The sequence below is a fragment of the Metallococcus carri genome (assembly GCF_011440275.1).
Taxonomy (GTDB): domain Bacteria; phylum Actinomycetota; class Actinomycetes; order Actinomycetales; family Dermatophilaceae; genus Metallococcus; species Metallococcus carri.
The window spans coordinates 386,081-406,475 of the sequence record NZ_JAAOIV010000001.1; the positions used below are offsets into that span (position 1 = coordinate 386,081).

At 70.2% G+C, this 20,395-nt stretch carries 19 protein-coding genes; 8 read left to right on the forward strand and 11 right to left on the reverse strand.

Annotation, left to right across the window (positions count from 1 at the left end):
- Positions 1-12: 12 nt before the first annotated feature.
- Complete coding sequence (locus tag G9U51_RS01895; RefSeq protein ID WP_166192242.1) at positions 13-393, reverse strand: hypothetical protein; 381 nt, start codon at positions 391-393, stop codon at positions 13-15.
- A gap of 258 nt (positions 394-651) precedes the next feature.
- Between G9U51_RS01895 and G9U51_RS01900 the strand changes: the two genes are divergently transcribed.
- The gene (locus tag G9U51_RS01900) at positions 652-900 is read left to right on the forward strand and encodes a WhiB family transcriptional regulator (protein ID WP_166192245.1); all 249 of its coding nucleotides are present in this window, start codon (positions 652-654) and stop codon (positions 898-900) included.
- A gap of 19 nt (positions 901-919) precedes the next feature.
- Here G9U51_RS01900 and G9U51_RS01905 read toward each other — a convergent pair whose 3' ends face one another.
- Positions 920-2,392, reverse strand: coding sequence for a sensor histidine kinase (locus G9U51_RS01905; RefSeq protein ID WP_207947959.1), 1,473 nt, complete (start codon positions 2,390-2,392; stop codon positions 920-922).
- Positions 2,393-2,427: 35 nt separating this feature from the next.
- Positions 2,428-7,275: an NAD-glutamate dehydrogenase gene (locus G9U51_RS01910; protein ID WP_166192251.1), complete on the reverse strand. Its 4,848-nt coding sequence runs from the start codon at positions 7,273-7,275 to the stop codon at positions 2,428-2,430.
- 128 nt (positions 7,276-7,403) lie between these two features.
- Between G9U51_RS01910 and G9U51_RS01915 the strand changes: the two genes are divergently transcribed.
- From G9U51_RS01915 to G9U51_RS01930, 4 genes are all read left to right on the forward strand, one after another.
- Positions 7,404-7,856 (forward strand): hypothetical protein, encoded by a 453-nt coding sequence (locus G9U51_RS01915; protein ID WP_166192253.1) that lies wholly within the window; start codon positions 7,404-7,406, stop codon positions 7,854-7,856.
- Entirely contained in the window at positions 7,853-8,347 is a 495-nt protein-coding gene (locus G9U51_RS01920) for a DUF2505 domain-containing protein (protein WP_166192256.1), read from the forward strand. Before G9U51_RS01915 ends, G9U51_RS01920 begins: the two co-directional genes overlap by 4 nt.
- Positions 8,348-8,417: 70 nt before the next feature.
- Positions 8,418-8,681: a type II toxin-antitoxin system Phd/YefM family antitoxin gene (locus G9U51_RS01925; RefSeq protein ID WP_166192259.1), complete on the forward strand. Its 264-nt coding sequence runs from the start codon at positions 8,418-8,420 to the stop codon at positions 8,679-8,681.
- A complete protein-coding gene (locus tag G9U51_RS01930; protein WP_166192262.1) occupies positions 8,678-8,941 on the forward strand; it encodes a type II toxin-antitoxin system RelE family toxin in 264 nt (87 codons plus the stop codon). Before G9U51_RS01925 ends, G9U51_RS01930 begins: the two co-directional genes overlap by 4 nt.
- Before the next feature lie 20 nt (positions 8,942-8,961).
- Here G9U51_RS01930 and pruA read toward each other — a convergent pair whose 3' ends face one another.
- Genes pruA through G9U51_RS01960 form a run of 6 tightly spaced genes read right to left on the reverse strand, consistent with a single transcriptional unit; the run spans position 8,962 to position 15,292 of the window.
- The gene (pruA, locus tag G9U51_RS01935) at positions 8,962-10,590 is read right to left on the reverse strand and encodes an L-glutamate gamma-semialdehyde dehydrogenase (RefSeq protein WP_166192265.1); all 1,629 of its coding nucleotides are present in this window, start codon (positions 10,588-10,590) and stop codon (positions 8,962-8,964) included.
- A complete protein-coding gene (locus G9U51_RS01940) occupies positions 10,553-11,422 on the reverse strand; it encodes a nucleotidyltransferase domain-containing protein (protein WP_166192268.1) in 870 nt (289 codons plus the stop codon). Before G9U51_RS01940 ends, pruA begins: the two co-directional genes overlap by 38 nt.
- A 28-nt stretch (positions 11,423-11,450) precedes the next feature.
- A complete protein-coding gene (locus G9U51_RS01945; RefSeq protein ID WP_166192271.1) occupies positions 11,451-11,879 on the reverse strand; it encodes a DUF6912 family protein in 429 nt (142 codons plus the stop codon).
- On the reverse strand, positions 11,876-13,288 hold the full coding sequence (locus G9U51_RS01950) for a WS/DGAT/MGAT family O-acyltransferase (RefSeq protein ID WP_166192275.1): 1,413 nt from the start codon (positions 13,286-13,288) through the stop codon (positions 11,876-11,878). Before G9U51_RS01950 ends, G9U51_RS01945 begins: the two co-directional genes overlap by 4 nt.
- A 31-nt stretch (positions 13,289-13,319) precedes the next feature.
- Positions 13,320-14,609, reverse strand: coding sequence for an AAA family ATPase (locus tag G9U51_RS01955; protein WP_166192278.1), 1,290 nt, complete (start codon positions 14,607-14,609; stop codon positions 13,320-13,322).
- Positions 14,606-15,292: an SAF domain-containing protein gene (locus G9U51_RS01960; protein WP_166192281.1), complete on the reverse strand. Its 687-nt coding sequence runs from the start codon at positions 15,290-15,292 to the stop codon at positions 14,606-14,608. Before G9U51_RS01960 ends, G9U51_RS01955 begins: the two co-directional genes overlap by 4 nt.
- Before the next feature lie 170 nt (positions 15,293-15,462).
- On the opposite strand from G9U51_RS01960, the gene G9U51_RS01965 reads away from it, so the two are divergent.
- Complete coding sequence (locus G9U51_RS01965; protein WP_166192284.1) at positions 15,463-15,678, forward strand: helix-turn-helix domain-containing protein; 216 nt, start codon at positions 15,463-15,465, stop codon at positions 15,676-15,678.
- Here G9U51_RS01965 and G9U51_RS01970 read toward each other — a convergent pair whose 3' ends face one another.
- Positions 15,679-16,230 (reverse strand): hypothetical protein, encoded by a 552-nt coding sequence (locus tag G9U51_RS01970; protein ID WP_166192287.1) that lies wholly within the window; start codon positions 16,228-16,230, stop codon positions 15,679-15,681. It abuts the gene before it with no gap.
- Positions 16,231-16,311: 81 nt separating this feature from the next.
- Between G9U51_RS01970 and G9U51_RS01975 the strand changes: the two genes are divergently transcribed.
- Positions 16,312-17,088, forward strand: a complete 777-nt coding sequence (locus G9U51_RS01975) for a LysM peptidoglycan-binding domain-containing protein (RefSeq protein ID WP_166192290.1) — start codon at positions 16,312-16,314, stop codon at positions 17,086-17,088.
- Entirely contained in the window at positions 17,085-17,600 is a 516-nt protein-coding gene (locus tag G9U51_RS01980) for an Rv3235 family protein (protein ID WP_166192294.1), read from the forward strand. Before G9U51_RS01975 ends, G9U51_RS01980 begins: the two co-directional genes overlap by 4 nt.
- 7 nt (positions 17,601-17,607) lie before the next feature.
- On the opposite strand, the gene secA is transcribed toward G9U51_RS01980, so the two are convergent.
- Positions 17,608-20,343: a preprotein translocase subunit SecA gene (gene secA, locus G9U51_RS01985; RefSeq protein ID WP_166192297.1), complete on the reverse strand. Its 2,736-nt coding sequence runs from the start codon at positions 20,341-20,343 to the stop codon at positions 17,608-17,610.
- Between the last annotated feature and the right edge of the window lie 52 nt (positions 20,344-20,395).

The following is a 20,395-nucleotide window of genomic DNA, read 5'->3' on the forward strand; positions in this document are numbered from 1 at the left end:
ACTCTAGGCAGATCACAACTGCGGCCGCGGCAACCGCAAGGCCAGGACCAGCCCGAGCAGCGCGGTCAGCCCGATCAGGATGCCGAGCGCGGGCGCACCCGAGGTCGTCAGGGTGAACGCGGCGAGCAGCGCGAAGCCGTGCCAGAGCAGCGTCGGCGTGCGCGCGAAGGCTCGTTGCCCGGCCAGTGCCCACGCCAGGGCCCCGGCGCAGGCCGCGAGGACGACGACGGTGAGCGCGAAGCTCAGCGCCCGGCCGCGGTCCGCCGAGCCGCCCATGCCGATGACGGCGTCCACGGCCACCACCAGCAGGCCCACGGCGTGCACCGCGGTCACCGCCGCCGCGGCGCGCCAACTTCCCAGTGACGGCGCGGAATCGGCGGGTTCGGTCGGCATACCGTCCAGGGTAGTGAGTGACTGATGTGACCAAGCACTCACCTTCGAAAGCGAACAGAGGTCGCCAAACCCCTTGTGCATTCATGCACAAGTCTGTGAGCCTTGGGGAACAGGAGTGCGCGTGGTGCGCGTTGACCCACGAGCCAGCAGGTTCGAACCGGCGAACGCCCGGTCCGCGACCGGCGCCTCAGGCCCCACGAGGGCTGCTTAGACCACGAAGTGCACTACCACCGCACGATTTCGAAGGAGCATGACCGCATGGATTGGCGCGACCGCGCTGCTTGTCTCGACGAGGACCCCGAGCTTTTCTTCCCGATCGGCAACACGGGCCCGGCGTTGCAGCAGATCGAGGACGCAAAGGCCGTGTGCCGTCGCTGCGAGGTCATCGACACCTGCCTGAAATGGGCCTTGGAGTCCGGCCAGGACGCCGGCGTCTGGGGCGGGTTGTCCGAGGACGAGCGTCGCGCGATGAAGCGACGCAACGCCCGAGCTCGCCGAGCCGGCTGAGGCCTCACCCGAATTTCTCTCACGGCGCTGCCGCGGGTCGATCCCGCAGCAGCGCCGTCATCATGACCGCGGTCCCCTCCTGCGGCCGCGACCAGCTGATCGTGCCGCGCAGGTCGGCCACCAGCGACCGCACGATCTGCACCCCCAGCCCGGCCCGACCCGGGTCGAAATCTTCCGGCAGCCCACCACCGTCGTCGCGCACCTCGACCTCGAGCCGAGTCTCGCTCGCATCCTCGGTGCGCCGGGCCGTCACGACCACCTCTCCCCCGTCGGCGACGCCGTGCTCGATCGCGTTCTGGATGAGTTCGGCCAGGATCATCGCCATCGAGGTCGCGTCTTCCGAGCACAGCACTCCGAAGCGGCCCTCGATCCGTCCGCGCAACTGCGCCCCCGACCGGCTGCCGATGTCCAGTGCCGCCGTCAGACCGCGTGCCGCGATCTCGTCGAAGTCGACCGCATCGTCCAGCCGGCCGCTCAGCGTCTCGTGCACCGCCGCGATCGTCGCCACCCGTCGCTCCGCATCGCGCAGCGCGGCCTGCCCCGCCGGATCGCTCACCCGCCGCCCCTGCAGCCGCAGCACCGCGGCGACCGTCTGCAGGTTGTTCTTCACCCGGTGGTGGATCTCGCGGATCGTCGCGTCCTTGGTGAGCAACTCCCGCTCACGCCGCCGCAACTCACTCACATCGCGCACGAGCAGCACTGCGCCGATCCGCCGCCCGCGATCGAGCAGCGGTATGCCGCGCAGGGTCACGTGGGCGCTGCGCGTCTCGATCTCCGAGCTGCTCGCGACCCGGCCACGCAACACCTGCTCGAGGTCCTCGTCCGGCCACGGCCGTGGCGGCAGCAGCGCCCGCACGAGTTCGGCCAGCGGGGCACCGACGAGTTCGGCCTCGTGCCCGAGGCGGTGCATCGCCGAGACCGCATTCGGGCTGGCATAGGTCACCGCGCCTTCGGCGTCCAGCCGCAGCACACCGTCGCCGACCCGCGGCGCACCGCGCTGCGCGGTGCCGGTCGCCTGCTCGCCCGGAAAGTCACCGGCCGCAATCATCCGCGCCAGCGCGTCGGCGGTCGCCAGATAGGTCACCTCGAGCCGGCTCGGCGTGCGCATCGAGGCCAGGTTGGTATGCCGGGTGAGCACCGCGATCGGCTGCCCGGAACGCACCACCGGGATCGCTTCCTCACGCACCGGCATGTCGTCACGCCATACCGTCATGGGGGCCCGCACGATCGCGCGATCGGCGAAGGCGCCCCGCACGTAGACCGCCCGCGCAGGCGTCACCAGCGTGCCGACGAGATCCTCGCTGAACACACCGACGCCGGTGGTGGGCCGCACGTGCGCGACCGCGACCCAGTCGTCCTCGCGGGTCGGTGCCCAGAGCACCAGGTCGGCGAAGGACAGGTCGGCGATCAGCTGCCAGTCCCCGACGAGCAGGTGCAGCCAGTCGACCTCGGCCTCGGACAGGTCGGTGTCCCGGTGCAGCACGTCGTTCATCGAGGGCACGACGTGCAGCGTAGGTGAATCGCGCGCTACTGCGCGCTGCCGGACCGCACCACGCCGCGCAGCGTGCGCAAGGCCACCGAGATCGGGGCCAGGCCGGGCCGATCCAGGGACAGCACCGACCGCAGCGCACCGGCCGCCCGCTCGACCGCCTCGGGGTTGGCCTGCTCCCAGGCCTGCAGCCGCTCCTTGGCCGAACCACCCGAGGAGGCACTCGCCAGCACCCCCGCGGTGAACGACTCGAGCACGGCATACAGGTCGTCGCGCACCGCGCCACGGGCGAGCGAATCCCAGCGGTCGTCGCGCGGCAGCTTGGACACCGCATTGAGCATCCGGTCGATGCCGAGCCGCTCGGACACCGCGAAGTAGACCTCGGCGACCTCCGCGGGCGCGGTGCCGGTCGCGGCCGCCTGCTCGGCGATGTCGAGCAGAGAGTAGGTGTCGAGCAAGGCAGCCGCGCGTCCCGCGAGCTCCTGCGGTATGCCGGCCGCCACCAGGTCCGCGCGCCGCCGCTCCCACCGCTCGCGCTCGGTGCCTTGCAGCAGGTCGGGGATGCGCGGGCCGAGCTCGGCCACGACGGGCGCGAACCGGGCGATCTCGGTGCCGATGTCCAGGTGGCCCGGGCGGTTGTGCAGCAGCCAGCGCGAGGTGCGGTCGACCAGCCGGCGGAACTCCAGGTAGAGCATCGTCTGGGCCTCGGTGCTCACCTGGTGGTCCAGCGCCTCCACCGCGCGCATGTAGTCGGTCATGCCGAAGACCTCGCGGGCGATCACGAAGGCGCGGGTGATCCGCTCGGCCGAGGCGCCGGTCTCCTCCTGCGCGCGGAAGGCGAAGGTGATGCCGCCGCGGTTGACCATCGAGTTCACCACCGCGTTGACCACGATCTCCCGGCGCAATGGGTGCTCGGCGAGCTCGTCGGCATACAGCTCGCGGATCTGCCGCGGGAAGTAGTCGCGCAGCGTGCTCGCGAACCATTCGTCGTCCGGCAATGACGTCGCGGTGAGCTGGGCCTTGAGCCACAGCTTGGCGTAGGCGACCAGCACGCTGAACTCCGGCGAGGTGAGCCCGCCGCCCGCCTTGGCGCGCTCGGCCATCTCGGCGTCGGTCGGCAGGAACTCCAGCGCTCGGTTGAGCTCGCCGCGCTCCTCCAGCCGCTGGATCAGCCGCTGGTGCACCGGCAGCATCACGTGGGTCTGGGCGCGGGCGTTGCCGAGCAGGGTGTTCTGCTCGTAGTTGTCGCGCAACACCTGCTCGGCGACCTCGTCGGTCATCGACTGCAGCAGTTCGTTGCGCTGGTCGAGGTCGAAGCGGCCCGAGCGCATCAGCCCGGTCAGCAAGATCTTGATGTTGACCTCGTGGTCGGAGGTGTCGACCCCCGCGGAGTTGTCGATGGCGTCGGTGTTGACGCGCACCCCCTGCAGCGCCGCCTCGATGCGGCCGAGCTGGGTGGCGCCGAGATTGCCGCCTTCGCCAATCACCTTGACCCGCAACTGATTTCCGTCGACGCGGATGCCGTCGTTGGCGCGGTCACCGACCTGGGCGTCGTGCTCGGTGCTGGCCTTGACGTAGGTGCCGATGCCGCCATTCCAGAACAGGTCGACCGGCGCGAGCAGGATCGCGTGGATCAGCTCGTTCGGCGTGAGCGCGGTGACGTCGTCGTCCAGGCCGAGCGCCGCGCGCACCTGAGGCGTGATCGACACCGACTTCGCCGAGCGCGGGTAGACCCCGCCGCCGTCGGAGATGAGGCCCGTGTCGTAGTCGGCCCACGAGGACCGCGGCAGATCGAAGAGGCGACGACGCTCGGCATACGAGCTCGCGGCCTCCGGCTCGGGGTCGAGGAAGATGTGCCGGTGGTCGAAGGCGGCCACCAGCCGGATGTGCTCGGACAGCAGCATGCCGTTGCCGAAGACGTCGCCGCTCATGTCGCCCACGCCGACGACGGTGAAGTCCTCGGTCTGGGTGTCGTGGCCCATCTCGCGGAAATGCCGCTTGACCGACTCCCACGCGCCGCGGGCGGTGATGCCCATCGCCTTGTGGTCATAACCGGCCGAGCCGCCGGAGGCGAAGGCGTCGTCGAGCCAGAACTCGTGGTCCTGGGCGACCCCGTTAGCGATATCGGAGAAGGTCGCGGTGCCCTTGTCGGCCGCGACGACCAGATAGGTGTCGTCCTCGTCGTGGCGCACCACGTCCCGGGGCGGCACGACCTCGCCGTCGACCAGGTTGTCGGTCACCGAGAGCAGCCCACCGATGAACATCTTGTATGCCGCGATGCCGGCGGCCATCCACGCCTCACGGTCGGACGGGTCGGGCAACTGCTTGGCGTAGAACCCGCCCTTGGACCCGGTCGGCACGATGACGGCGTTCTTGACCATCTGCGCCTTGACCAGCCCGAGCACTTCGGTGCGGAAGTCCTCCCGGCGGTCGCTCCAGCGCAGGCCACCGCGGGCGACCTTGCCGAACCGCAGGTGCACGCCCTCGACCTGTGGGCTGTAGACCCAGATCTCGAATTTCGGCCGCGGGTAGGGCATCCCGGGCACCTTGGCGCAGTCGATCTTGACCGCGAGCGCCTCGGGGTGAGCGCCGTCGGCGGTGCGGGTGAAGTCGTTGGTGCGCAAGGTGGCGAGGATCGCACCGCGGAAGTAGCGGATGATCCGGTCCTGGTCGAGGCTGGCCACATCGGCCAGGCCGGCGTCGATGCGGGCGTTCCACTTGTCCTGCTCGGCCTGCCGGTCGCCGGCGAGGCGGGGATCATGGCGGGCCTGCCACAGCCGCACCAGGGCGGTGGTCAGGTCGACATTGGCGACGAGGGATTCCTCGACATATTCCTGGCTGAAGGCCAGCCCGACCTGGCGCAGGTAGCGGGCCAGGGCGCGCAACAGCGCGACCTCACGCCAGTGCAGACCGGCGCGCAGCACGAGCGCGTTGAGCCCGTCGCTCTCCGCGCGGCCGTCCCAGACCGCGGCGAAGGCGTCCTGGAAGCGCTCCCGGACGTCCTCGGCGACCTGACCCTCGCCCCACGCCCGCGATGACGGCGCGCGCAGGCCGAAGTCGTAGATGTGCACCGCCCGGCCGTCGGACCGGGTCACCGCATACGGCCGCTCGTCGGTCACCTGCACCCCGAGGTCGGTGAAGATCGGCAGGATGTCGGTGAGCGTCACCGGGTCGGTGCGGAACAGCTTGAACCGGCGCTCGGAGGTGTCGTTGCCGTCGCGGTAGAGCGTGAGCCGGGTGTCGGAGTCGTCGCTGAGCGCCTCGACATGCCGCAGGTCGGCGACCGCCTGCCGGGCGCTGAAATCTTCCTTGTAGGAGGTGGAGAAGGAGTCGGCATACAGGCTCACGACCCGCGCGGCGGCGTCGTCGCCGTCCTCGTCCCGGGCCACATCGCGCATCTGCTCGCCCCAGGTGCGGGTGGTGCCGAGCAGCCGGCGGGACAGCTCGGCGTCGTCGACATCCGGCAGCGGCTGGCCCTGCGGCATCCGCACCACGAAGTGGATCCGGGCGAGCGGGCTGTCGGTCACCCGGGTGGTGTAGTCGACCGAGGCACCCTCATAGACCGAGCGCAGCACGCCTTCCATCTCGAGCCGGACCTGGGTGTTGTAGCGGTCGCGGGGCAGGAAAACCAGCACCGAGGCGAACCGGCCGAACTCGTCGTCACGCCGGAAGACGTGGCTTTGCCGCCGCTCCTGCAGCCGCAGGATCGTCTGGGCGACCTTGGCGATCTGCGCCGACGGGCATTGGAACAGCTCGTCGCGCGGGTAGGTCTCCAGGACCTCCAGCAGGTCCTTGTAGGAGTGACTGTCGGGGGTGAACCCGGCGGCTTCGAGCACCTTGGCCGCGCGCTCGCGCACGACCGGCACCCGGCGGACGCTCTCGACATACGCCGTGGAGGAGAACAGGCCGAGGAAGCGGTGCTCTCCGGTGACCTTGCCGTCGGCGTCGAAGGAGCGGATGCCGATGTAGTCCAAGAAGACCGGCCGGTGCACCGTCGAGCGCGAGTTGGCCTTGGTGATCGTGAGCAGCTGCGGGTCCCGGGCGGTCGCGCGGGCCTGCGGGGTGAGCCGGCTGAAGGACTGCGACTCGGGTGCGTCATAGCGCAACAGACCCAGCCCGGTGCCGGCGACACCGCGCAGCACGTCCTCACCGTCGACCTGGTCCAGGGCGTACTCGCGGTAGCCGAGGAAGGTGAAATGTTCGTCGGCCAGCCAGCGCAGGAAACCCTGGGTGCGCTCGACGATCCCGGACGGCACCGAGGCCGGCGGGTGCTGCTCGAGGTCGTCGATGAGCCGGTCGCACTGAGCGCGCATCCGGGCCCAGTCAGTGACCGCGTTGCGGACGTCCTCCAGCACCTCGCGCAGCGCGGTGACGAGCTCGTCGTCCTGCGCCTCGTCGGCGGCAAGGTCGATCGCCAGATGCATCCACGACTCGGCGATCGGGGCGAGACCGCCGTCGCGGCCGGGCGTGCCCTCGACGTCGAGGACCTCCTGCAGCTCGCCCGTGGCGTCGCGGCGCACCCACAGCTGCGGATGGATGAGCAGGTGCACATTGCGGTCGCGGCGCGCCAGTTCGGCGGTTACCGAGTCGACGAGGAAGGGCATGTCGTCGGTGACGATCTGCAGCACCGTGAACGAGGAGGTCCAGCCGTCCTTCGCCTCGGTCGGGCGCAGCACCTGGATGTTCGCGCGGCCCGGTGGGCGGTGCTGGGCCAGCGCGCGGTGCGAGGCCAGCATGCCCCGCAGGTTCTCCGGCCCGGTGGCGGCCAGGTCGTCGTCGGCAACATGCCGGAAATAGCGCTCCAGCAGACCGTCGACGCCGCCTGGCGCCTCCCGGTCGAGTGCTGCGCACTCGCGCAGAATGTCCTGACGACTGTCCACCGACATGAACCGCTGACCCCATTGTCGTAGCGCGTGTGACGCACGTCATCGTGCGTCGTTTCCGACTCTAACGCTCCCCAAGCGCCCGGCCGCCCATCGGGTCCACGCCCCTGCACGGGGTTAGTCTGGCCGGCATGCCCGAGCCACCCGCCGTCGCCGTCGAGGACGCCCGACGGGTGGCGGCCGCGGCTGCCGACCTGCTCGCGCTGCACCCGGAACCGGGGTGCGCGGACGGCGCCAACCAGGTGTCGGATCTGCTCGAGACCCTCGCCGATGTGCTGCTGCGGTGGCACGACTGCCTGGTCGGTGCAACCGACCTGTCGCTGGCCGGCGACGTGAGCGCGCTGGCCGCGGGCAGCATCACCCTGCCGCCGGTGCGCGACCCGGGGTCGGCCGACCGGCACGGGCTGCAGGTGTGCGCCGCCTCCTTAAGGCGGTGCGCCGCGCGACTGGACCGGGTGGCGCGCGCCGTCCCCGAGCCCGCGGACCGGCATACGGGAGAAATCCTCGCCGCGGTGGTGGGCCGGCTCGGCGACGCGCTGGCCGAGCGCGCCGACCAACTGCGCGTCGATACGCTGGCGCGATGAAGATCGAGAAGTCCTGGACGTATGCCGCTGCCACTGACCGCGTGTTCGAGATGATCGGCACGCAGGACTTCCAGGCGACGAAGGCCTCGGCCACTTCGACCGGCGACTACGCCGCCGAGGTCACGCCCGCAGACGACGGGTGCACCGTGCTCGTGCGCCGCACCCTGCCGACCGACAACTTCCCTGACGCCCTGCGCAATGCGGTGGGCAAGACGCTCACCGTCGTCGAGACCCAGAAGTGGGGACCGGCCGACGGCGCTGGTGTGCGCACCGCGGACCTGGACGTGCGAGTCGAGGGCGCACCCGTCGGGCTGAAGGGCACGGTGCGACTCTCTCCCGACGGCACCGGCTCCACGGTGAGCATGCGCGGCGACCTGAAGGCGCGCATCCCGCTGTTCGGCGGCAAGATCGAGCAGGCGGCAGCGCCCTTCTTCAAGGACGCCATCGCCGCCGAGGAGCGCGCCGGCCGCGATTGGCTCGCGTCGCACTGAGCGCGCCGACCAGAGTCGTCCTCTGGTGCAAAAAACGCCGTAATGTACATTTCAGCGGTATAGTGGCGATATGACGGACATGTCGGTGACCGAAGCTCGGGCCAAGCTCGCGGATGTCGTCGACGCTGCCCGCGTCGGCCATGATCCGATCTACCTCACCCGGCGGGGCCGACGGGTCGCTGCGGTCATCGACGCCGACGACCTGGACCGGCTCATCGCTGCCGCGCAGGACGCGGCCGACCTGGCCGCTGTTCGCGCCACACGTGAGGAGCTGCAGGCGGGCGGCACGACGATTCCCTGGGCCGAGGTCAAGGCAGACCTCGGCCTCGCATGACCTATCGCATCGAGGTTGCACCCGCCGCGGTCAGGCAACTGCGCAAACTCGACCACGCCGCACGACGCCGAGTGCAGGCAGCCATCGAACTGCTCGCCGACAACCCCCGACCGACCGGTGCGTCCAAACTCGTCGGTGGGGACGGCGCGTGGCGAGTCTGCACCGGCGACTACCGCATCATCTACCAGATCGATGACGGAGTGCTGCTGATCCTCGTCGTCGCAGTCGGTCACCGTCGCGACATCTATCGTCACCGCTGAGAACGTCGCCACCGGTGGGCTCAGCCCTGGTGCGGGTACCCATGCGAGGTCGGCGGCACGAAGGTCTCCTTGATCGAGCGCGTGCTGGTCCACCGGTGCAGGTTCTGCGCCGAGCCGGCCTTGTCGTTGGTGCCGGAGGCACGCCCACCACCGAACGGCTGTTGACCCACGACCGCGCCGGTCGGCTTGTCGTTGATATAGAAGTTGCCCGCCGCGAAGCGCAGGCGCTTGGTCGCGTCGGCGATGACATGCCGGTCCTGGGCGATGATCGAGCCAGTCAGCGCGTAGGGCGACACGGCCTCCATCTGGTCCAGCACCCGGTCGTACTGCCGGTCGGGGAAGACGTGCACGGCGAGGATCGGGCCGAAGTATTCGGTCACGAAGAACTCGTGCTCCGGGTCGGCCACGGTCACGATGGTGGGTCGCACGAAATAGCCGACCGAGTCGTCATACGTGCCGCCGGCGATCACCTCGACGCCGGAGTCCTGGTGCGCCTGGTCGATGGCGGCCTTGTGCTTGGCGAACGCCCGCTCGTCGATGACCGCGCCCATGAAGTTGTGCAGGTCGGTCACATCGCCGACCGACAGGTCGTTGGTGATCGAGACCAGGTCGTCCTTGATGAGCTTCCACAGGCTCTCGGGCACGTAGGCGCGGGAGGCGGCCGAACACTTCTGCCCCTGGTACTCGAAGGCGCCGCGGATCATCGCGGTGCGCAGCACGTCCGGGTCGGCCGAGGGGTGGGCCAGGATGAAGTCCTTGCCACCGGTCTCGCCGACCAGTCGCGGGTAAGAGCGGTAGGTCGTGAGGTTCTCCGCAACCGAACGCCACAGCGACTTGAAGGTCGGCGTCGAGCCGGTGAAATGGATGCCGGCCAGGTCCTCGTGCGCCAGCGCGACCTCGGACACGGCCTTGCCGTCACCGGTCACCAGGTTGATGACACCCGGCGGCATACCGGCGGCCTCGAGGACCTCCATCGTCATCTGCGCGGCACGCTGCTGGGTCGGCGACGGCTTCCACACCACGGTGTTGCCCATCAGGGCCGGCGCGGTCGGCAGGTTGCCGGCGATCGCGGTGAAATTGAACGGCGTGATCGCGTAGACGAAACCCTCGAGCGGGCGGTGGTCGGTGCGATTCCACACGCCCTGGGAGTTTTTCGGCGGCTGCTGCTCCAGCACCTCACGGGCGAAGTGCACATTAAACCGCCAGAAGTCGATGAGCTCGCAGGCCGAGTCGATCTCCGCCTGGTAGGCGGTCTTGGACTGACCGAGCATGGTCGCGGCGTTCATCCGCGCGCGCCACGGGCCGGCGAGCAGGTCGGCGGCCTTGAGCAGGATCGCGGCGCGGTCGTCGAAGGCCAGTTCGCGCCAGGCCGGGGCCGCGTCCTTGGCCGCCTGGATCGCCGCCTCGGCCTCCTTGGTCGTTGCGTTGTGCAGGGTGCCGAGCACCTTGGCGTGCGCGTGCGGCTGCACAACGTCGATCGCGTCACCACTGCCCATCACCCGCTCACCGTTGATCGTGCAGGGCAACTCCACCTGCTCCTTGCCGACCGCGGTCAGCGCCTCTTCCAGCGCGGCGCGCTCAGGGCTGCCGGGTGCATAGTCGAGCACCGGCTCATTGCTCGGCGCGGGGGTCTGGCTGAGGGCGTCCATGGGGTGCGGGCTCCTTCGCATCGGTGCAGGGTGGTGCACCTCCCATCGTGGCACGCCCGCGCTGCTGGTCCGTCGCCGGCAGCGTCGCCCGCAGGTCGTAACCAGCGAACAGCCTTCCGCCGCAACGATCCAGGGCGTTTTCGACCAGCCGTATGACGTCCGCTTGGCTGCTCGTGTCCATCGCCGCACGCCATGCGGGCAGCAGATCCCGCTCCGGTATGCCGGCCGGAAGACTTCGCGTCCACGCCGCCAGTGCCGCGGTGAGCCCCTTGCCGGTGCCCTGCCAGGCGCGCTCGACACCGAGCAGCAACCGGGCCGACAACTCGAATGCGTGCGCGGCCAGGAAGGGATCGAAATCGGCACCGCGGAGGTCGTCGAGCACGCCGGTCAACGCATAACGCTGCGCGTCAATCTCGCTCTGCGACAACGGTTTCGGGCCGGCCGCGATCTCGGCCAGTGCGGCGTCGCGCAGTCGCGCTCCGCTGCCGTCACCGTCGAGCAGCACCACCGACTCCCCCACCAGCCGTTGCATCGACGGTTGCCGGCGTTCGGCGTCCTTGGCCTGAAAATGGGCCAGTGAATCCGTGGTGTGCACGAAACCCTCGACCGGAAACGTCTGTCCCACAACCGGATCGGTCCAGTCGAAGGATGTGCGCATCGGCGCCGGCGGCCCGTCGAGCAGCACGGTGATGTCGAGATCGGAGGTCGCCGTCGCCGCACCGCGCACGACACTGCCGCCAAGCCAGGCAGCTCGTGCCTGCGGCCAGTGCGCCGCCAGCACCCGCTGGGCGAGCGCGACCGCCGCGTTGAGCGGAAGGTCGGCGATCGTCATACCGACTGAGTGTGCCCGCGAAAGGCCTTCAGCGCGAACGGATTTCGTCACGCACCGCGTCGAGCTCGGTCACGTCGTACCACGACAACTCGAGGTCGGTGTCGACATCGCGCTCGCCCTCGGGGTCGAGCACGTGCAGGCTGGCCAGCCGCTGGATCGCGATCGGGCCGGCCACCGCCACCTGCGAAGCCACCTCGCGCGCGGTGTCGTCGACGAGCCCAGCGTCGACATCGGCGGCCGCCACGACATGGGCGCCGTGAGCAGCTGCAGCGGTCGCGGCGTCCTGCATCGCGGCATACTCCCGGCCCTCCTCGTCCTCACCGCTCGGCAGCGAGGCGACGAGCGCGCGGGTCACGGCATAGGCCTCGAGCGCGTTGCCGGACAGTTGCCGCTCGGTCACCAGCCGGTCGAGCGCGACGGCGGTCAGAGGAAGGTAGACACGGGTCATCCGGCTCATCGCGTCACCTTGCAATCCTCGAGAAGTTCGGCCAGCGCCTGCTGCAGGCATTCCCCCAGCATGTCCACGTCGGGCATGGCGTCGCGGTCGGCGTTGAGTCCGAAATAGACGCGACCGTGATAGGACGTCAGGCCGATCGTGAGCGCCTGCCCACGCGGCAGCGGGATCACCGGATAGGACGCGACCATCCGGGCCTGCCCGACGAACAGATCGTGTTGTGGCCCAGGCACATTCGTGATCACGAGGTTCGACATACGGCGGGACATCGCGCTGCCGGCACGCGCACCGAGCGAGTGCAGGGTCGGCGGCGCGAAACCGGACAGCGCGCTCAACGAGCGCGCACCGACCGCGGCCCGGGACTCGACCTGCTGCTGCATCTCGTAGGCGATCTGGTGCAGCCGCATCCGCGGGCGAGGTTCGCCCACCGGCAGGTCGACGTAACAGGCGGTGACTTCTTCGGCGCTGCCGTCGGTGTGGATCGTCACCGGCACCAGCGCGCGCACCACGTCGCCGGTGTTGACCCCCTGGCCGCGGGCCATCAGCCACTCCCGCAGCGCGCCCGCGACGGTGGCGAGCACGACGTCGTTGACGGTGACATGGTCGGTGTCGTGCCCGGTGAGGATCGCCGAGCGCACCTGCTGGTAGTCGGCGAGATTGGCCTCCACCATGGCGTAGCGGCGATAGGCGCCGACCACCGTGTTGAGCGGACTCGATGGCGCCGGCTTGGCGGCGGAGCGCGCGAGCAGGCTGACCAGCCCGGCTGCGGTGCCGGTGAGCCGCCGGCTGACACCCTTGACGTCGGCCAGGATCGTGACGGTGTCGGTCACCATCTGCCGCGGACTGCGCACCATCGACCAGGCGGCGTCGGCGAGCAGGTCGGCCGAGGACGGGGTGGCGTCGGGCCGCCAGGTGTCATGCACCGGCTCGGTCGAGCTCGGCCCGGGCCCGACCAGCACCTGCCCGAGATCGACCGCGCTCAGACCGTCGACGAGGGCTTCGTGGGTCTTGGTGACCAGGGCGAACCGGCCACCCTCCAGGCCCTCGACGAGGTAGAGCTCCCACAGCGGCCGGGACCGATCGAGTTGGCGGGCCTGCACTCGGCCGACGAATTCGGCTAGCTGCTCGGGAGTGCCCGGCTTGGGCAGCGCCGACCGGCGCACGTGATAGCTGATGTCGAAATGCTCGTCGTCCACCCAGACCGGGTTGGCCAGGCCGCCCGGCACGGGCTGAACCCGCTGGCGGTGCCGGGGCACGTAGGCGATCCGGTTGTGCACCAGGTCGAGCAGTTCCTCGTAGTCGAAGCCGCCCTTCGGCGGATCGAAGATCATCACCGTGCCGACGTGCATCGGCGTCGTGGCGTCCTCGGAGTAGAGGAACGAGGCGTCGAGGGAACTCAGGCGGTCCGGCACGCGCCCATGCTCTCACCGACCGTATGCCGGGTCACGCGGACCGGGGGAAACCGCGCCGGCGGCGGCCACGCCGCGCGGGGGCGGCGCCAGGTGCGTAGCGATCGGCGAGGGTGGCCAACCCCTTGCAGACCGCCGATCCGGGCGACTTCTCCAGCAGCACCCGCCCGGCGAGCAGGGCGGCATCGAGGGCGGAGCGGTCGTCGGCGATCAGCAACGGGTCGGACACCCCGGCGAACCGGTCGAGGGCACGCGCCACCTCCTGGTGCGGGTGCATGCCGGCGGCGCTCGTGCGCACCTTGGTGACCACCACGGCCGGGGTGCCGGACACGACGGCGTCGGCCTCGTCGAGCGTGCGCACCAGCCGTTGCAAGCCGACCGGATCGCCACTGCCCACAACCAGCACCTCGTCCGCGGCAGCGAGCGCGGTGAGTCCGGCGGCATTGCGCCGCGGGGCCGTCGTGTCGTAGCTCAGCTCCTCGTCGTCCTCGATCGGGTGGGCGATGTCGATCACGACGAAGGACGCGAGCGCCCGGGCGGTGTCGATCACCGCCTCGAAGGCCGCGGGCCGGATCTCCGGCCACCGGTCGGCTCGCGGGAGGCCGGTCAGCACCCGCAGCTTGGGCAGCACGAGCGGTGCCACGCCGGCGAGGGAGAGGGCGTCGAGCCGGCCGGCCTCGGCCAGCCGCGTCGCGGCGGCAATGCCGGGTGCTTCGTCCAGCACAGCGAGGAACTGGGCGATGCTCGCCGCGTACGTGTCGGCGTCGATGAGCAGCGTGTCCTGCTCGCGCAGGGCGAGTTCGGCCGACAGGTTGACCGCGATGGTCGTGCGTCCGGGCGCTCCCGGACTGCCCCAGACGACGATCACCCGCCCGCGCTCCGGCTCGGCGTCCTCTTCGCCGGGGTCATCGGTCGGTTCGCCGGCTTCGGCGGCGGGCTCGACCTCGACCGGCGCCGCCGCGACCGGCTGCGGCAATCCGCTCGCCGCATCACGCACCGCCCCGGCCACCGCGGTCACGTCGGCATCGGCGGTGACGAGCCGCTCGACACCCCACTGGCGCAGCACGCGTTCGTCGTGCTCGTCGGCATACACCCCGACGACGCTGACGCCCTCGTCGCGCAACTGACCGAGCGCCGACCGGTCGACACCCGGCAATGCCGGTGAGACCAGTGCGACCTGCACCCGGCCGGCACCGGCGACCGCGAGCAGCTCAGGCAGGTCCCCGCAGCGCCGCACCAACTCCAGGTCGGGCTGGGAGGTGAGCGCGCTCGCCATACGGCCCTCGATGCGCGCGGCGAGACCGGTTGCGACGGTGATGCTCACGAGGACTCCTGCGCGGACCCGGAGACCGGCACCAGGGTGATCTTGCCGCCGCTGTTCATCGCGGCGATCAGCCCGGCGACCTTCGCGTCGGGCACCAGCACCTGCACATACCCATTGCCGCTCGCGACCGACAGGCCGGACTGCGACCCCGGCACCCGCGCGACCATGGCACGCATCACCTCACGGGTGGGGTTCTGGAAGTCGGTCGTCCCCGTCGCCCCGGCCGTCTTGCGGGCCACCCACACGTCGACGACCGAGCCGCGCACGAGCGCCGCCGCTTGCGCCGGGTCGACGGGCACCGCGACCGCCTTGGTCGTCAGTTGTGCGTTGCTCGCCAGGGCCGAGGCGGGCACGAGTTCGCCCGCTCGTATCTCGCGCACCACCGTGCGGCCGCCCAGTGGCCGGCCGGCCCGCAGGTATGCCGCGCCGCCGCTGTCCAACCGGACCTTGACCACCTTCAGATCGCCGCTGCGCACCGGTTCGCCGGGCACCAGCGTGCGGGTGGCCTGGAGCACCTGCACCGAGGAGTCGAAATGGCGCAGCGTGAGCGCCCCGAGCAGGGTGGCCAGCACGAGCAGCAGCACGCCAGCGACCAGCCGGCCGTCGCGCCAGGACGGCCGGGTGAGTCGTTGCGCCCGGCGGGTGGGCGGTTCGCCCTCGGACCCTCGGCGTAGACCTGCCATCGTCGCTCCCCTTGTCGCCGGCCCCTCAGGGCGGTGTCGGTGCGTGCGATCCGCATTATGGGCGCACTCGCGCTCGTGGGGAGCGCGACTTTGCACAACCCATACCGAGGCGTCCCTTCCTTCCACAGGGGCGTCGGCAGCCGCGGGGCCGATGAGCCACAATGGCCGACGTGAGCCAGCGTTTCCTGCAGATCAGCGACGTCGCGGAGATCCTCAACCTCTCCCAGCGCGCGGTCTACGCCCTGATCAAGTCGGGAGAGCTGCCCGCCATCAAGCCGAGCAAGGCCTGGCGGATCGAGGCCAGCGAGCTCGAGGCCTTCATCCAGCGGCAGTATGCCGATACGCGCGCTCGGATCGAGTCGGACTCGCTCACCGACGAGCCGTAGTCAGCCGGTGACCGCGCGGCGCACCACACAGATCGCCGCGAAGGGCACGGCCCGGTGGCCGGTCACCGCGCCGCGCCGCCGGACCGCATCGGCGGGATGTTCGGCCAGATCCAGGTGATCGCGGCCGACGTGATCGATGGTGCCGGCCCAGCGCAGCCCGCCGGGCGCGTGGATCGTGACGGGAGCGCGGTCGCGAGCGATCGCCCGCAGCGCGACGCCCATGCCGAACCGCCGACCGATCCGCACCGCCGGGTCGCTGCGCGGTGACAGGCCCGCCACCGCAAGCGCCGCGGTCTGCGGCACCCACGCATCGCTGCGGCCTTCTTCCCGGACGCACAGCCAGTCCTTGCCGAGGTCGGCGAGCTCGCCGCGCACCGGACCGGCCGCCGTGTCGATCGTGACCACTGCGCCGATGGTCGCCGCACACCGGTCGAGCAGCGTCACCTCGGCTCGCTCGGCGCGGGTGCGGTCGGGCAGCTGGGCTTCCCAGTCGCGGCGCTCGGCCTCGGCCAGCTGACCCTCGAGGTCGCCGAAGAGTTCCTCCCATCGCATGGCGGCCATCGTACGGTCGCGGTTTTCCACCGATGCGCTTTTTTCCTTTTCTTCGCTGTTGTTGTCAGTTAGTGTCGTTTCATGCACTTTGCTACGCAGGCTTCCGCCGCCCACCGCCGCCGAGCGGCCGCCCTCGGCGCGCTCGCGGTCACCGGGCTGGGTGTCCTCGAGGCGACCACGGTCCGGCATACCGCCCGGTGGATCTCGCGGCTGCACGAGCAGCCGGCGATCGCCGCCGACGACCTGGTCGTCGTCGCGCTCGGTGCGCTGACCGCGCTGGTGACCGGGTGGGCGCTGGTCGTCCTCGCGCGCGCCATCGCCACCGTCCTGCGGCCGGTCAAGGAGCCGGACATCGCGGCGCCCGAGGGGTTCTCCGCCGACTGGGCGCGACGCATCGCGATGCTGCTGCTCGCGCTCACGACCTGGCAGCTGCAGCCCGGACCGGCGGCCGACGCAGCGGTCGCGGCACCGGTGGCCGCGACGGCGCCCTCGGCGCTCGGCACCGGCCACTCGCTGCTCACCGCGCCGACCCCGGCCTGTGCGGCACCGGTGCCGGGCTGGACACCGCACCGGCCGCCGGCCACCGCGCCCGCGGATCGCAGTGCGCTGCTCATGCCGTGCGACCGCGCACCGGAGCCGGCGGCTGAGGTCGTCGTGCGCCGCGGCGACTGCCTGTGGTCGATCGTCGAGCGCCATCTCGGCCCCGGTGCCGACGCGGAGCAGGTCGCCCGCGCCGTGCCGCGGTGGTATGCCGTCAACCGCGCCGTGATCGGCCCCGACCCAGACCTGATCTTCCCCGGGCAGGTGCTGCGCGCCCCCGGGCCCGTCGTCCCCGGTTTCGAAGGAGCTCTGCCATGAGCGCTCAGCCCATCGCCGCACTCCCGCTGCCGACGCTGCGCAGCGCGCCCGCGCTCCGGCCGGCACCCGACCCCGACGCCTTGCGCCGGCGGGATCGGCCCGGGCCCGGGCAAGCAGTCCTTGCCGTCGACTTCCGTGGGGAGGCTGAGGACAAGCTCTTCGGCCCGCAGGCGACGGCGACCGCCGACCTGCCCGACCCCGCGATCTGGGCGCACCGACTCGTCCTCGGCGTGCTCGAGTGCTTCGCCGGCGTGCGCTCTCCGGCGCAGCTGTCGCGCTGGGTGACGCTCGAGCTGCGCGAGCGCATCCAGCGCGGGCACGCCGCGGCCGTGCGCCGTGGCGCGCGACCGCTGCACCCGCCCAAGATCCGGCGGTTGCGGGTCACCGAACCGGCCGACGGAGTCGCCGAGGTGACCGTCGTCGCCATCAGCCACGGCCGACCGCATGCCATCGCGATGCGGATGTCCGGAGTGGACGGGCGGTGGCTGGTGACCGCGCTCGAGCTCGGCTGACCGACGACTACTTCTTGGCGGCCTTCTTCGCCGACTGCTGCGACTTCTTCGCCTGCTTGGCGCGAGCCCGGCGCTCTGCCCGTGGCAGGTGCGAGTCGTCCTCGCCCACCAGCCGACCCTCGTCGTCGATCTGGTGCGCCTCGGCCTGGCCGTCCTCGCCCGGGGCGATGAAGGTGAGCTTCTCGGCCGGCTCGGGGATCGCCGCCTTGACCTCTTCGGGGTCCACCTCGACGTGGAACAACGAGGCGACCGTCTCCTCCTTGATGGCATCGCTCATCGCGTCGAACAGCTGCTTGCCCTCGCGCTGATATTCCACCAACGGGTCGCGCTGGGCGAACTGCCGCAGCCCGATGCCCTCCTTGAGGTAGTCCATGTCGTAGAGGTGCTCGCGCCACTTGCGGTCCAGCACCGACAGGATGACCCGGCGCTCCACCTCGCGGGTGACTTCCTCGCCCCACTCCTGTTCGCGGCGGTCGTAGGCGTGCTGCGCGTCGGAGCGGACCTCCTCGGCGAGCAGCTCGGGCGTGACACCCTCGCGGCCGCCGACCTCGTCCTCAAGCTCCTTGAGCGTCACCGAGATCGGGTAGAGCTCCTTGAACGCGCCCCACAGCGTGTCGAGATCCCAGTCGTCGGAGAAGCCTTCGGCGGTCGCGCCGTCGACATACGCGTCGATGACATCGTTGATGAAGTGGCGCACCTGCGGGCCGAGATCCTCGCCCTCCAGCACCCGGCGCCGCTCCTCATAGATCGTCTCGCGCTGGCGGTTCAGCACATCGTCATACTTCAGGACGTTTTTGCGGATCTCGAAGTTCTGGCTCTCCACCTGGCTCTGGGCGCTCTGGATCGAGCGGGACACCATCTTGGACTCGATCGGCACCTCGTCCTCGATCTTGGCGGTCTGCATGAACCGGTCGACCATATTGGCGTTGAACAACCGCATCAGGTCGTCCTGCAGCGACAGATAGAAGCGGCTCTCTCCCGGGTCACCCTGCCGGCCGGCGCGGCCGCGCAGCTGGTTGTCGATGCGGCGCGACTCGTGCCGCTCGGTGCCGAGCACGTAGAGCCCGCCGAGCTCGAGCACTTCCTCGTGCTGCTTCTCCACGGCCTTCTCGGCCTTCTTCAGCGCCTCGTCCCAGGCGGCTTCGTAGTCCTCGGGAGTCTCTTCCGGGTCCAGCCCCTGGCGCTTCAGCGCGGCCACCGCGATGTGCTCGGGGTTGCCGCCGAGCATGATGTCGGTGCCTCGACCGGCCATATTCGTCGCGACCGTGACCGCACCCTTGCGGCCGGCCTGGGCGACGATCTGGGCCTCCTGCTCGTGGAACTTCGCGTTGAGCACCTCGTGCGGAATTCCCTTGCGCCGCAACTGTTCTGACAGGTACTCCGATTTCACCACCGAGGTGGTGCCGACCAGGACCGGCTGGCCCTCCTTGTGCCGCTCGACGATGTCGTCCACGACGGCGGCGAACTTCGCCTCTTCGGTGCGGTAGATCAGGTCCGACTGGTCGCGCCGGATCATCGGCTTGTTGGTCGGGATCGTGACGACGCCCAGCTTGTAGATCTGGTACAGCTCGGCCGCCTCGGTTTGGGCGGTGCCCGTCATACCGGCGAGCTTGTCGTACATGCGGAAGTAGTTCTGCAGGGTCACCGTGGCCATGGTGTGGTTCTCGTTCTTGATCTCCACCCCTTCCTTGGCCTCGATCGCCTGGTGCATCCCCTCGTTGTACCGACGGCCCGGCAGCATGCGGCCGGTGTGCTCGTCGACGATCAGGATCTCGCCGTTCAGGACGACATAGTCCTTGTCCTTCTTGAACAGCTCCTTGGCCTTGATCGCGTTGTTGAGGAAGCCGATCAGCGGGGTGTTCTCCGCCTCGTAGAGGTTGTCGATGCCGAGCAGGTCCTCGACCTTCTCGATGCCCGACTCCATGATGCCGACGGTCTTCTTCTTCTCGTCGATCTCGTAGTCGCCGGTGCCGTCCTTGTTCTCGCCGGCCTTGTTGGGCGCGCAGTCCAGGTGCTCGACGATCTTGGCGAACTCGACATACCACCGGGTCGCCTCGTCGGCCGGGCCACTGATGATGAGCGGGGTGCGGGCCTCGTCGATGAGGATCGAGTCGACCTCGTCGACGATCGCGAAGCGGTGGCCGCGCTGCACCAGCTCGTCGGTCGACCAGGCCATGTTGTCGCGCAGGTAGTCGAAGCCGAACTCGTTGTTGGTGCCGTAGGTGATGTCCTTCTTGTATTCCGCGCGCCGCTGCTCGGGCGTCATCGAGCCGAGGATGCACCCGGTCTCCAGCCCGAGCGCGCGGTGCACGCGGCCCATCAGCTCCGACTGGTATTCGGCCAGGTAGTCGTTGACCGTCACCACGTGCACGCCCTTGCCCTCGAGCGCGTTGAGGTATGACGGGAGCGTCGCCACCAGGGTCTTGCCCTCACCGGTGCGCATCTCGGCCACATTGCCCAGGTGCAAGGCAGCGCCACCCATGAGCTGCACGTCGAAATGCCGCTTGCCGATCGTGCGCTTGCTGGCCTCGCGCACGGCGGCGAAGGCCTCGGGCAGCAGGTCGTCGAGCGTCTCGCCGTCCTTCAGCCGCTGCTTGAACTTGTCGGTCTCCTCGCGCAGCTCCGCGTCCGTGAGCGCGGCGAAGTCCTCCTCGAGCAGGTTCACCTGGTTGGCGATCGCCTCCAAGCGCTTGAGGGTGCGGCCTTCGCCGGCACGCAGGACCTTCTCGACAATCTTCGGCACGGGGTCAGCTCTCTTCGGGTGGCAAGACGGGCAGTCCGACCAAGAATAAGCG